Annotated in this window: 13 protein-coding genes; 7 read left to right on the top strand and 6 right to left on the bottom strand. The window is 62.7% G+C overall.

Annotated features, from left to right (window positions below):
• Window positions 1-112: 112 nt before the first annotated feature.
• The 5 genes from H621_RS0119730 (at window position 113) to H621_RS0119710 (ending at window position 4,780) form a co-directional block, all read left to right on the top strand.
• Window positions 113-712, top strand: coding sequence for a paraquat-inducible protein A (locus tag H621_RS0119730; protein ID WP_028945026.1), 600 nt, complete (start codon window positions 113-115; stop codon window positions 710-712).
• Window positions 709-1,356 carry a paraquat-inducible protein A gene (locus H621_RS0119725; RefSeq protein ID WP_028945025.1) on the top strand — a complete coding sequence of 216 codons (648 nt, stop codon included), beginning with the start codon at window positions 709-711 and terminating at the stop codon, window positions 1,354-1,356. Before H621_RS0119730 ends, H621_RS0119725 begins: the two co-directional genes overlap by 4 nt.
• The gene (locus tag H621_RS0119720; RefSeq protein ID WP_028945024.1) at window positions 1,337-2,989 is read left to right on the top strand and encodes a PqiB family protein; all 1,653 of its coding nucleotides are present in this window, start codon (window positions 1,337-1,339) and stop codon (window positions 2,987-2,989) included. The genes H621_RS0119725 and H621_RS0119720 overlap by 20 nt, the downstream gene beginning before the upstream one ends.
• A gap of 17 nt (window positions 2,990-3,006) precedes the next feature.
• A complete protein-coding gene (locus tag H621_RS0119715) occupies window positions 3,007-3,558 on the top strand; it encodes a PqiC family protein (RefSeq protein ID WP_028945023.1) in 552 nt (183 codons plus the stop codon).
• A gap of 91 nt (window positions 3,559-3,649) precedes the next feature.
• Window positions 3,650-4,780 (top strand): AI-2E family transporter, encoded by a 1,131-nt coding sequence (locus H621_RS0119710; protein WP_036990168.1) that lies wholly within the window; start codon window positions 3,650-3,652, stop codon window positions 4,778-4,780.
• A 102-nt stretch (window positions 4,781-4,882) separates the two neighbouring features.
• On the opposite strand, the gene H621_RS0119705 is transcribed toward H621_RS0119710, so the two are convergent.
• From H621_RS0119705 to ptrR, 3 genes are all read right to left on the bottom strand, one after another.
• Complete coding sequence (locus H621_RS0119705) at window positions 4,883-5,842, bottom strand: HlyD family secretion protein (RefSeq protein WP_028945021.1); 960 nt, start codon at window positions 5,840-5,842, stop codon at window positions 4,883-4,885.
• 3 nt (window positions 5,843-5,845) lie between these two features.
• Window positions 5,846-6,208, bottom strand: coding sequence for a DUF3302 domain-containing protein (locus tag H621_RS0119700; RefSeq protein WP_028945020.1), 363 nt, complete (start codon window positions 6,206-6,208; stop codon window positions 5,846-5,848).
• 74 nt (window positions 6,209-6,282) lie between these two features.
• Window positions 6,283-7,170: a putrescine utilization regulator PtrR gene (gene ptrR, locus H621_RS0119695; protein ID WP_028945019.1), complete on the bottom strand. Its 888-nt coding sequence runs from the start codon at window positions 7,168-7,170 to the stop codon at window positions 6,283-6,285.
• A gap of 103 nt (window positions 7,171-7,273) precedes the next feature.
• On the opposite strand from ptrR, the gene H621_RS0119690 reads away from it, so the two are divergent.
• Window positions 7,274-8,668: an aldehyde dehydrogenase family protein gene (locus H621_RS0119690; protein ID WP_028945018.1), complete on the top strand. Its 1,395-nt coding sequence runs from the start codon at window positions 7,274-7,276 to the stop codon at window positions 8,666-8,668.
• Between the two features lie 12 nt (window positions 8,669-8,680).
• On the opposite strand, the gene H621_RS0119685 is transcribed toward H621_RS0119690, so the two are convergent.
• The gene (locus H621_RS0119685) at window positions 8,681-10,258 is read right to left on the bottom strand and encodes a mechanosensitive ion channel family protein (protein ID WP_371919703.1); all 1,578 of its coding nucleotides are present in this window, start codon (window positions 10,256-10,258) and stop codon (window positions 8,681-8,683) included.
• Window positions 10,259-10,452: 194 nt separating this feature from the next.
• Here H621_RS0119685 and H621_RS0119680 point away from each other — a divergent pair, with 194 nt between their 5' ends.
• On the top strand, window positions 10,453-11,349 hold the full coding sequence (locus H621_RS0119680) for a universal stress protein (RefSeq protein ID WP_028945016.1): 897 nt from the start codon (window positions 10,453-10,455) through the stop codon (window positions 11,347-11,349).
• Window positions 11,350-11,352: 3 nt separating this feature from the next.
• On the opposite strand, the gene H621_RS0119675 is transcribed toward H621_RS0119680, so the two are convergent.
• On the bottom strand, window positions 11,353-12,099 hold the full coding sequence (locus H621_RS0119675) for a phytanoyl-CoA dioxygenase family protein (RefSeq protein WP_028945015.1): 747 nt from the start codon (window positions 12,097-12,099) through the stop codon (window positions 11,353-11,355).
• Between the two features lie 6 nt (window positions 12,100-12,105).
• On the bottom strand, window positions 12,106-12,561 hold the full coding sequence (locus tag H621_RS0119670) for a hypothetical protein (protein ID WP_028945014.1): 456 nt from the start codon (window positions 12,559-12,561) through the stop codon (window positions 12,106-12,108).
• Window positions 12,562-12,579: the final 18 nt, after the last annotated feature.

Genomic DNA, 12,579 nt, shown 5'->3' with positions numbered 1-12,579 from the left:
GTTAGGTATAGCCCAAGTCAATCGACTGGCTGCAGATGTGGGAAAAATCCGTGAGCTTGTCCGCATGCCGTCTATATTGAGCTAGTCCCCGCCGGCAGTCTGAGCGCGTACCATGCTGCAAACCGATCAACTGATCATCTGCGAACATTGCGACTGTGTGTACCACAAGGTCCCCCTCGCCAAGCACCAGAAGGCCTTGTGCCTGCGCTGTGGTGCCGTGCTGCAACGCTACAACGGCCTTGACCTGCAGCAGCGCCTGGCCCTGACCCTCACCGCCGCGGTGCTGTGGATACTGGCCAACTTCTACCCGGTGATGAGCATCAGCGTGCAGGGCTTTTCCAACAGCGCCACCCTCTGGGACTCGGTGCATGCCCTGGCCGCCGGGCCGATCACCTTTATCGCGCTGGTGGCAGCGGTCTCCATCATCATCGCGCCGATGTTCCAGCTGGTGCTGCTGATCTGGGTACTGACCTACGCCCTGGCGGGACAACGCTCACCGGGCTTCACCTGGTGCATGCGCTGGCTGGAAACCCTGCGCCCCTGGAGCATGCTCGAAGTCTGCCTGCTCGGCGCCATGGTCGCGGTGTTCAAACTGGCCGGTTTGCTGGATGTGCTGCCCGGTATCGGCCTGTTGGCCCTGGCGGCCCTGAGCCTGTTGATCATCCGCGTCGCCGGCCGCGATATCCGTGAATTGTGGGACGAACTGCCATGAACCGTCCACCCTTGGCCAACGAGCTCAACCTGGTGCTGTGCCACGCCTGCGGCAAGGCCTGCGACACCACCGCAGGCCCCGTGCATGAGTGCCCGCGCTGCGGCGCCCCGGTACACGAGCGCAAACCCAATTCCCTGACCCGCACCTGGGCGTACCTGATCGCCGCGCTGGTGTTCTATATACCGGCCAACCTGCTGCCAGTGATGAACACCAAAATGCTCGGCAGCGCGGACGACAGCACCATCATGAGCGGGGTGATCGAGTTCTGGGCCCACGGCGCCTGGGACATCGCCTCGATCATTTTCATTGCCAGTATCGCCGTACCGGCGACCAAGTTCGTCGCTCTGGGCCTGTTGCTGATCACCGTGCAGCGCGGCAGCGACTGGGCCCAGAAAGAGCGCTCCAAACTCTATCGTTTCGTCGAACTGATCGGTTACTGGTCAATGCTCGATGTAATTGTCGTGGCGCTGGTCGCCGCACTGGTCAAGTTCCAGGCCCTGGGCGACATCGAACCGCGCCCGGGCATTCTGTTTTTTGGCCTGGTGGTGGTGTTCACCATGCTGGCCGCGATGAGTTTCGACCCTCGAATGATCTGGGAAAGCCCCGAACCCAAGGAGCGCATGGATGAAGTCAGCAGTCACTGAAGAACCGCCAGTGCCAGGCGCAGCAACCGTCAAAACCCGGCGCTTCAGCGTTTCACTGGTGTGGATCGTGCCGATTATCGCGGTGCTGGTGGGTATCTCCCTGGTGGTACACAACTGGTTGCAGCAAGGCCCGACCATCGAGATCACCTTCAAGACAGGTGAGGGCCTGACCGCCAACAAGACCGAAGTCAAATACCGTAATGTGGTCATCGGCAAGGTCTCCACCGTTGAGCTCAGCGATGACCAGAAACACGTCACCGCTACCGTGCAACTGGTCAAGCACGCCGAAAACTTTACCCGCAAGGACTCCACCTTCTGGGTGGTGCGGCCGCGTATCGGTGCCGGCGGCGTGTCGGGTATCGACACGCTGTTTTCGGGTGACTTCATTGGTGCCGATGCCGGCAAGGAAGGTGCCCGGGCAAAATCCTTCACCGGCCTTGAAATGCCGCCGCCCATCACCTACGACGAGCCAGGCAAGCGCTTTACCTTGCACACTAGCGACCTGGGGTCGCTAGGGGTTGGTTCGCCGGTGTACTTTCGCAAGATCCCCGTCGGCCAGGTGGTGTCCTACCAACTGAGCAAAGATGGCAAGGGCGTGGACATCGAAGTATTCGTGCAATCGCCCAATGATGCGTTTGTCACCAATAACACGCGCTTCTGGAATGCCAGCGGCATCGATGTCGAAGCCGGTGCCAATGGCTTTGCCGTGCGCACCGAGTCGCTGTCGTCACTGCTGGTGGGCGGTATCGCGTTTCGCGCCCCGCCGTTCAACCCCGAAGACCAGGTGGCGAGCGAAGACAAGGTGTTCGAGCTGTTCGAGAACGAGCAGACCGCCCTCGCCCCGCCCAACGGCAAGGCGCAATACCTGGCCCTGCGCTTCGACCAGGCGCTGCGCGGCCTGAAGGTCGGCGCCCCGGTGGAGTTCCTTGGCGTGGAGATCGGCAAGGTGGTGTCGGTAAACCTGGACTTTGACCTCAAGCAACGCAGCTTTCCGGTCAATGTCGGCATCGTCATCTACCCGCAACGCCTGGGCAATGCCCACACCAAGTTGCTCAAGGCCCTCAAGCACAACCCCGAAGACGAACAAGGTGCAGCCGAGGTGCTGGGCATGTTCATCGACAACGGCCTGCGCGCCCAGGCCCGCAGCGGCAACCTGCTCACCGGGCAGTTGTACATCGCCCTGGACTTCGACCCCAAGGCGCCCAAAGTGACCTTCGACCCCACTGCCCGGCCAATCATGATTCCCACCGTACCGGGTAGCCTCGAGCAGTTGCAGGAAAAATTCGAAGTCATGGTCGACCGTCTCAATCGCCTGCCGATCGAGCGCATCGCCAACAACCTGGATGCCAATCTGGTGGAACTGCGCAAGGGCTTGCAGCAGTTCAACAACCGCACCTTGCCGGGCGTTCAGGGCACGCTGGCGGAAGTCAGCAAGACGCTGCAATCGGCGAACTCGACCCTGGCCGACGACTCGCCGCAGCGTGAGCAACTGACCCAGACCCTCGACGAGCTGGGACGCATGTCGCGCTCCTTGCGTGAACTGGCTGACTACCTGGGCCGAAATCCTGAGTCACTGCTGCGAGGCAGGCCCAAGGATGCCCCGGCTGACACCTTGAAACCGTCGCGCAATTGACTGCAGGAGCACCGACCATGGCGCACGCCACCAAATTCGCATTACTGGGCCTGACCTTGATGCTCGCCGCTTGCCGCAGCGACCCGATCCACTACCACACCCTGATCCCCCAGCAGCCGGTGCCGGTCAACAGCGTTGATGTGCAGTTGGAGATGATCAGCGTGCCGCCCCAGGTTGATCGGCCGCAACTGGTGATCCGCCAGAGCAACAGCAGCCTGGCGATCCTGGAAACCGAATGGTGGGGCGCAAGCCTTGCCGATGAGCTGCAGAACGCCCTGATCAACCAGTTCTCCAGCAACAGTGCCCAGCCGGGCATGGGCTTGCGGGTGGATGTGCAGCGATTTGATTCGGTGCCGGGGCAGTACGCCTTGTTCGATGCCCGCTGGCGCCTGCGTGCGGCCGGCGGCAGCGATGCCGGGGCCCTTAATTGCCGCAGTGTGATCCAGACCCCGGCGGGCGGCACCATCGAAGAACTGGTGGTGGCCCATCAACAGAACATCAAACGCTTTACCGAACAGGTCAGCCAGGCAGCCCGTGGCGGCGCCAGTCGCTGCCCAGCGGTGCATTGATCGCGGGGCAAGCCCGCTCCCACCCTAGCCTGTGGGAGCGGGCTTGCCCCGCGAATGACATACCCCCTCGAACATCAGGAAGGAATCTCACATGGCCGAGCATCGACCCATCCACTTTGGCAACGGCAGGGAACTGCTAGATGTACTTATCCGCGCAGGCTTGATCGCGGTGCTGGTGATGTTCTGCTTCGATATCTTCAAGCCGTTCCTCAGCCTGATGCTGTGGGCGGTGATCCTGGCCATCACCCTGTACCCGGTGAACCAGCGCCTGGGTGGCTGGCTGGGCGGTCGCAATGGCCTGGCGGCAGTACTGCTGGTGATCGTCGGCCTGGCCTGCCTGATCGGTCCGTTGAGCCTGCTTGGCACCTCGATTGCGCAGTCGGTGCATGCGGGTATCCAGGGCTTTGAAGACCAGGTCATCGAAATCCCGCCACCGCCTGCCAACGTGCGCGACTGGCCCCTGATCGGTGCCCCGCTGTACGGCATCTGGGAACACGCCAGCTCCGACCTGAGCTGGGCACTGTCGCAAGTGGCGCCGCACCTCAAGGGCGTGAGCAAGACCTTGCTGACTCAATTGGCAGGTATCGGCTCAGGCATTCTGGTGTTTGTGCTGGCACTGATCATCGCGGGCATCATCATGGCCAAGGGCGAAACCGGTCATCGCACCGGGGTTGCCATCGCCACGCGTATTTCCGGCCCTGAACGCGGGCCACAGCTGGCCGAACTGTGCACCTCCACCATCCGTGCCGTGGCTCAGGGCGTGGTGGGCATCGCCTTTATCCAGATGATTCTGGTAGGCATCGGCCTGGTGATCATGGGCGTGCCTGCTGCCGGGGTATTGGCCTTGCTGGTGTTGCTGCTGGGAATTACCCAGTTGCCGGTCCTGCTGATCACCCTGCCGATCGTGGTCTACGTCTTCGCCCATGACGGCGTGGGCGCCAGCACTGTGATCTTCGCCATCTGGACCATCCTGGCCGGACTCTCCGACAACGTCCTCAAGCCGCTGCTGCTGGGCCGCGGGGTCGCCGTGCCCATGCCGGTGGTACTGATCGGCGCCCTGGGCGGCATGCTCACCAACGGCATCATCGGCCTGTTCATAGGCCCTGTGCTGCTGGCTGTTGGCTATGAGCTGTTCATGTCCTGGGTGGCGCAACCGCTGGCCGTCGACAAACCCGAGCCCAGTCCTTTGCAGGACGAGCTTGCCCCGCGACAAAGCCTGTAGAGGTCGATACAACTTCCAGATGGGGTTCGACCGCTTTGCGGTCGATCGCCGGCAAGACCGGCTCCCGCAAAGGTCAGGGCAAGACCGTTGTTCCTGCCTACCTCAATGGAACGGGAAGACGTAGTTCATCCAGGCCGCCATGCGCAGAAGGATCTTGCGCATCGCTGCAATGTGATGAAAGTGCTGGCTGTACAGCGCCGCCTGCCCATACGCCCCACCCGGCATCTGTGCACTGTACTTGGCAAACTCCGGGTCGGTGATCTCGATGATCACCGGCACCCTCCCCGCCGGCGGCGAACCGGTGAAGCCGATCAGGTTCCCCGACGGCTGCACCTGCCCTTCGGCAATCACGGCGATGACATTCTTCACCCGCCCCTTGAACACCTTGCCCGGGATACCGTCGAATGCCACCTCCGCCTCGTCGCCAGGCACCAGTCGCAGCAAACTGTTCTGCCGCATCCAGGCCGCAAAGTATTGCCCCTCTTCAGGAATGAATACCATCGAGGGTCGCAGTGGCAGCTTGCTCGCCATCATCCCCTTGCGCAGCGATACATGAGTCACATACCCCTTGCTTGGCGCACGCACCACCGTGCTGTCCAGCTCGAACTGGGCGTTGTTGATCTGCGCCTGCAAGTCATCGACCCGGGCGATGGCCGCTTCCTGCTCACGCCGGGTGCCGAAGTTGCGCTTGATCAACTCATTGATCCGGTACAGATCCCCCTTGGCCGACAACTGCTGGGCCTTGAGCGAGGCAAGTCGGTACTGGAACGGCGCCGGATCGATACGAAACAGCACATCGCCTTCCTCCAGCGGCTGGTTGCCCTGTACCGGCACATCGATGACCTTGCCGGTGACCACCGGAATCACCGGCACCGAGACAAAATAGGAACGCGCCACCTCCGAATAGGGATGGTTGTAGTTCATGGTGAAAATCAGCGCACCGATAATCAGCACCCCACCCAGCACTGCCGTGGGCACGGTCCATTTGTTGAGGGGGATGCGGAACAGTTTGAAGATCGCCACGCAGATCGCGGCGTAAGTGAGCACCAGCAGCAGGTCCATGGTCTAGATCCCCCCGCCCGACTCGACACGCGCATCACGTGCGCGGGCCTGGGCCGCTTCCAGCTGGGCCACCCGTTGTTGCAGCTCCTGTACTTCTCGCTGCAGGTCGGCTGCCGAAGGCTGGGCGCTGCCCGAGCCGATGCCCCAGCCGCGATCCTCGCGGTAAAGCATCGCCCAGATCCATAAAAACGGCCAAAGCGCATGCAAGGTGAACAGGCTTACCCACCCCGTGGCATGGATGGCATCCTGATGTGGATGGTTGCGGTGAACGGCGATTTCATAGGGAATATCGTGAAGCACGATGATGCCGTAGAACAGCACCAGCCCCACGAAGATCAACAGACCCAAGGCAAAATAATCAAGCATGACTGCTCCGGCTCGCACATGGCATGAGTGCGCTGGATTCAATATAGCCAATGAACACCGGCGTACCGCGCGATTTATCCCGCCTGTTCGACGGTCGCGTCCGCCCGGCGCGCCTCAAGCAGATCGACAAAACTCGACAGGCTCTGCGACACGGTGCCCCGTCGCCAGACCAGCCAGGTGTCGAGGTAGCGAAAGTCTTCGGACAGTGGCCAGACACTCACCGTGGCGCACCCCGGCATGCTCTGCAACATGCTGCGCGGCATCAGCGCCAGGCCGGCGCCGGCGCTTACGCACGCGAGCATGCCGTGATAGGACTCCATCTCGTAGATCTTTCCCGGCACTGCGGCATCGGTGCTGAACCAGCGTTCGAAATGGTGGCGATAGGAGCAGTTGGCGCGAAAGGCGTAGATGTTCTCGCCGTTGACATCCTGGGCACGGGCGACCGGCCCATGGTTGAGGGGTGCGATCAGGACCATTTCCTCTTTGAATACCGGCACGCCGTCCAGGGTCGGATGCAGCACCGGGCCATCGACGAAGGCGGCCACCAGTCGCCCGGCCAGCACCCCTTCGATCATCGCCCCGGACGGCCCGGTAGAAAGGTCCAGTTCGACCTTGCTGTACTGCTGGTTATAGGCAGCCAACAGCGCCGGAATACGTACTGCCGCCGTGCTTTCGAGCGAGCCCAGGGCAAAAGGCCCCTGGGGCTCCTCGCCCGCCACGGTCAGGCGCGCCTCGTCTACCAGCGCGAGGATGCGCCGGGTGTAGTCGAGGAAAGTCCAGCCAGCCGGCGACAGGCGCAGGCGGCTTTTTTCACGAATGAACAACTCGACGCCCAGGTCCGATTCCAGCTGTTTGATCCGTGTGGTCAGGTTCGACGGCACCCGATGGATATGCTGGGCCGCGACACTGATGCTGCCATGCTCGGCCACGGCCTTGAAGATCTCCAGCTGGACCAGGTCCACAGCATTCTCCTTTCATGAATGAAAGGCTCATTATTATTCAGTTTCCACAATAGGCACAGCCCCCTACGCTGGCGTCATTCCCAAACATTTGCAGGACTGTGCCATGACCGCGTTCCCAAACCATACCCACGCTGTGTCCATCAACCCCGCCACCGGCGAGGCCATCGGTCATTACCCGTACGAATCCGAAGCCGCCCTGGATACCGCCCTGCAACGTGCCGCAGCGGGCTTTGCCCAATGGCGCCGTGCCGCAGTCAGCGAGCGCGCCCGACTGATCTTGAACCTGGCCGGCGCCCTCCGTGAGAACGCGCCGGCCATGGCCCGAATGATCACCCTGGAAATGGGCAAGCCCCTGGCCCAGGCTCGCGGCGAAGTGGAGAAATGTGCGCAATTGTGCGAGTGGTACGCTGCCCAGGGCCCGGGCATGCTGAGCGCCGAGTCCACACTGGTGGACAATGGCACGGCGCGTATCGAGTACCGCCCGCTGGGCCCGATCCTGGCGGTGATGCCGTGGAACTTCCCGGTCTGGCAGGTGCTGCGTGGCGCGGTACCAGCGCTGATTGCCGGTAACACCTACGTACTCAAGCACGCCCCGAACGTGATGGGCAGCGCCTACCTGCTGTTGGACGTGATCAAGCAGGCGGGGTTGCCTGAAGGCGTATTCGAGGTCATCAACGTTACCCCAGAAGGCGTCTCCCAAGCCATCAAGGACCCACGCATCGCCGCCGTGACCCTGACCGGCAGCGTGCGTGCCGGCATGGCCATCGGTGCCCAGGCCGGCGCCGCCTTGAAGAAGTGTGTGCTGGAGTTGGGTGGCTCCGACCCGTTCATCGTGCTCAACGACGCCAACCTCGATGAAGCCGTTCGCGCCGCTGTCATTGGCCGCTACGCCAACACTGGCCAAGTCTGCGCCGCTGCCAAGCGCCTGATCGTCGAGCAAGGCGTGGTGCAGGCGTTCACCGAGAAATTCGTCGAAGCCACGCGCAAGCTGGTGATGGGCGATCCGCTGGATGAGCAGACCTACCTGGGCCCGATGGCACGCTATGACCTGCGCGACGAACTGGACGAGCAGGTCCAGGCCACTCTGGCCGAAGGTGCCACATTGCTGTTGGGCGGGCACAAGGCCGAAGGCGTGGGCAACTACTATGAGCCAACCGTGCTGGCCGACGTCACCGACCAGATGACTTCGTTCCGCCAGGAGCTGTTCGGCCCGGTGGCCTCGATCATCACCGCCCGCGATGCCCAGCATGCCCTGGCGCTGGCCAACGATAGCGAGTTCGGCCTGGCTTCGACGATCTACACCCAGGACCTGGCGCTGGCCGCCCAGCTCACCGATGAACTGGACACCGGTGGCGTGTTCGTCAACGGCATCTGCGCCTCCGACCCGCGCGTGACCTTCGGTGGCGTCAAGAAGAGCGGCTTTGGCCGCGAGCTTTCGCACTTTGGCGTGCGCGAGTTCTGCAACGCCCAGACCGTATGGCTCGACCGCCGCGCTTGAGCCCCTGCCCCGTCATGGCTCTTTCGGGGGCTGTGCCGGGGCGCTGTACCAGTGCTCCCTGGGCACCCACTTGGCGTCGGGCGGGTCGCCCAGATAGTGCGGCGACATGATCTGCACACCGTATTCGTTGAACACATCCTGGATATGCGCGTGCAGCTCGCTGAGCAGCACCGCCCGGGGCCGGGGTTGGCTGGGTATGGCCTGGGCCACCAGGCGGTACTCGGGATAGAAATCCGACAGCGCGGTCTGAAACACCTGCGGCTTGGGTTGTTCGAGAATGCCATTGGTACGCCCCGCCGCTTCCAGCAACATCGCCTCGACCTGCCGCCAGGGCGTGTCATAGCCGATGGTCACGGTGGTATCCACCACATAACCCTCACCCTCCACGATCCGCGAGTAGTTCTTGGTCACGCTGCCGGTGATCATCGAATTGGGCAAGGTCAGTACTTCTCCCAGCCCGGTACGGATACGGGTGGTGAACATGCCAAGCTCGGTCACCGTGCCCTCATACTCGCCAATACGCACGAACTCCCCGGGCCGCAAGGTACGGGTGTAAGTCAGGATCAGGCCGGAGGCCGCCTGGCCTACCACGCTGGTGGCGCCCAGGGAAATCATCAGGCCGATCAGCACCGACAAGCCCTTGAACGCTTCAGTGCCGGCCCCCGGCAAGTACGGGTAGGCCATGGCCAGGGCAAACAGCCAGATGGCCAGGGCCGTCAGCCGCGTGGTGGGTTGCAGGGTTTCCTGGTTCAGCCAGCTGAGGGTCCCGGGCATCGCCAGGCGCCGCAACACACGCCGGCTGAAGGCCACCGCGCCACGGGCGATAAAGAAAATCGCCAGCGCCACCACAAGCCCCGGAATCGCGCTGAGCATGCCTTCGAGCAGGTAGCGGGCCAACTCGAACAGGTAGGCGTTGAGCTGTTCACCCCAGGGCCGGGTATACGGAAAGCGCGAGAACACGAAGCCCAGCCACTCGTAGCTGAGCAAGGCGATCAACAGCCAGCGCACCAGGGTCAGCAATCGGCGGATCAGGGTGTAGATATAGTTGGCGTCGATGACCGGGGTCTGCCCTACGGTCAGGCTGCGCGCATGGCGGCGCATGAGCGCAGGCAATTTGTCGTGCAGCTTGCGCCGCACGTACGCAATCAGCCACAGCAATGCCAGGTACAACGCGGTGGCAATGGCCGCCGCCAGCAGTGCGCGCATCAGAAATTGCAGGTTGCGTGCCTCACGGCGCTCCTCCACTGCCTGGCGCAGGTTGGCGGCGGCCTGGTTGGCGGCCTCCAGCACCGAGCTCTGGGTCAGCGGGTCGATATCGTGGGGGGTGACAATAAAGGCGCGCTTGTCGCCAATCAGCACCAGGTAGGCGTCCTGGATAGGGTCGGTGCGCACCTGCAGCTCGCGATCCTCGTCCAGAGTTTCGGCAATCACCGCCTGCGCGCGCCTGACCCGTTGCTGGGGTGTTTCGCCCAGCAAGGTGGCGCGAAACAGCATAATGCTGCGGTTGAACACCTTCAGCTCGACCGACTCGCTCGAAGGTGTAGCAACCTCTTGGGCTACCGCCAGGCCCGTCAGCAACAGGCAACCCATCAACAGCCAACCCGCAACACCACCCCGCCCCATGCCGTGCTCCTTGGTTACTGGCTTGCAACGCTCTGTAGCGCAGCCTAGACCAGCCTTGACCGCTTGTCAGATTGCCTGCGGCCACGCCCCGAAACCCCCTGCCGGCAATGGGCTAAACTCAAGCTCGGGGGCTGGCAATGCCACACAATCGGAGGTGCACCATGAGCCAGTACCAACGCCTTTTCCTGATGGTCGGGTCGGACCTGCGCCATACCCCGGCCATGGAGCGCGCCGCGGCGCTTGCCCGTGTCACCGGCGCCGCGCTGCACATCACCGCCTTTATCGAAGAGGTCGACACCCTCGGTCTGATGAGCGGCGATGAGCAGCGGCTGCAGACCCTGGTTAGCGACAATCGCCAGTGGCTGGCCGACGAAGCCACCCTGCTGCATGAAAATGGTATCCGGGTGACCACCGATGTGATGCTGACCCGCGATGTACGCCAGGCGGTGCTCACGCAGGTGGTCGAAATCGGCCCTGATCTGCTGATCAAGGATGTGCAGCATCAATCAACCTTCAAACGGCTGATGAATACACCGCTCGACTGGGAGCTGTTGCGCGAATGCCCATGCCCGGTGCATTTGGTGAGCGCGGTGCATTGCCCGCTACCGCGCATTGTCGTGGCGGCCGTGGACCCCACCCACCCCGAACACCCTTACAGCGACCTCAACGAAACCGTCATCAAGGCTGCCGCCGACCTCGCCCAGCAGTGCAACGCCGAATTGCACCTGTTGCATGTATGCGACAGTGCTCATACCCATATGTCCGATTTCGGTGCCGGCACTATCACCATGCCAGGCTTCGGCAGCGATGTGCGCAAGTCGATCCACAAGGCGTTCGAGCACCTGGCCGAACGTCATGAAATACCGGTCGAGCGCCAGCACTTCCTCTCGGCGCCGATCACCCGCAGCATCGCCGAGTTCGTCGCCCACAGCCGCACCGACGTGCTGGTGATGGGCAACCACACGCGCACGCTGATGGAACGCATGACCGGGAGCACCACCGAGCATGTGGTCGATCATCCGCTGTGCAACGTGCTGGCGATCAGGGCCCAGGCATGAGCGTCAGTCGTATTCGGCCTCGGCGTGTTCGCCCAGCAAGCGCCGTTGGCGGGCCGTGGCGGCAGCCAGCACCGCCGGGCTGAACTGCCAGTGCAGGTACGGCGAGAACTTCTGCGCGACCATGCGCCGGCCGTAGTGAACCTGCAACATCGAGCGGCAGCGATCGGTGGTTCGGTTGTCGCTGCCGCCATGCCACAGCTCGCTGCGAAACATCAACGCATCGCCCGCGTGGCACAAAATGCTTTGCGCCACCTGCCCCTGCCACTGCTGCTCACCCGGCAGCGGCTTGCGCCCTGCCCGATGGCTGCCGGCCAGTACCCGGGTGGGACACAGGTCGGCATCGACATCGTCCAGGTAGCACTGCAGCGTACAGACCTGCATAGGTAGCTCGAAGCCGGGGTCGGCCAACAGCGATGGCGGCAAGGCCATCGCCAGGTAGTCCAGGTGCAGGGGCATGCCCAGGCAGCCTGGATGGCTGCGCCAGGCGGTCTGGCCGATGATGTGGCAATCCTCGCCCAGCGCTGCTTCAGCCAGCTCGATCACCCCCGGCAAGTCAAGATACTTCAGCCAGAGTGGGTCGCGGTTGAACACGCACTTATAGTGCTCGACCAGGCCGTTGTAGTCCCAGTGCTGGGGTTTTAGCGTGTCGATGGCCGCTTGCAACTGGTCGATCTGCGCGCACTCCAGCACACCGGATAACAGCACGAAACCGTCACGGTGCAAGGCACCAAGGGACGCCTCCAGGTCCATGCGCGGTCATTCTCGCCAATGCAGGTTGAGCTTGACCGGCGCGCTGCCATCGATCACCACTTGCTGGCGCTGCTGTTCACCATTGAGATTTGCCAGCACCTGATAATGCCCATTCGGCAGCTTGGTATAGAGCATCGGGCCAACATCCGAAAGCGTCAGCACCGGTTGCCCCCCTGCCGACTCGATGCGAACTTCAGCACCGCTCTGGTACTTGTTGTCCGACCCCGATGACAGGGTGATCTGCAGGTTGTAGCCACGGATCTGCTGCATGGCTCGGGACTCGTCGATGCCGATGCCGCCCTTGAGGTAGGTGATGCCGTTCTGTTCCTGAGGTTGCAGTTGTACCCCAGCAGGGTCGACAGGCGCCTCATCGAGTGATTGCGCGGCGGCCAGCGGCGCCACGCAGAGCATGGCCAATGCCAGGGCGAGACCACTCAGAAGGCTTTTCCGATGGCTGTTCATGGCGTGTCCTCCAACACG

It is taken from the genome of Pseudomonas vranovensis DSM 16006, from assembly GCF_000425805.1.
GTDB classification, from domain to species: domain Bacteria; phylum Pseudomonadota; class Gammaproteobacteria; order Pseudomonadales; family Pseudomonadaceae; genus Aquipseudomonas; species Aquipseudomonas vranovensis.
This window is presented reverse-complemented; position numbering and strand designations above follow the sequence as displayed.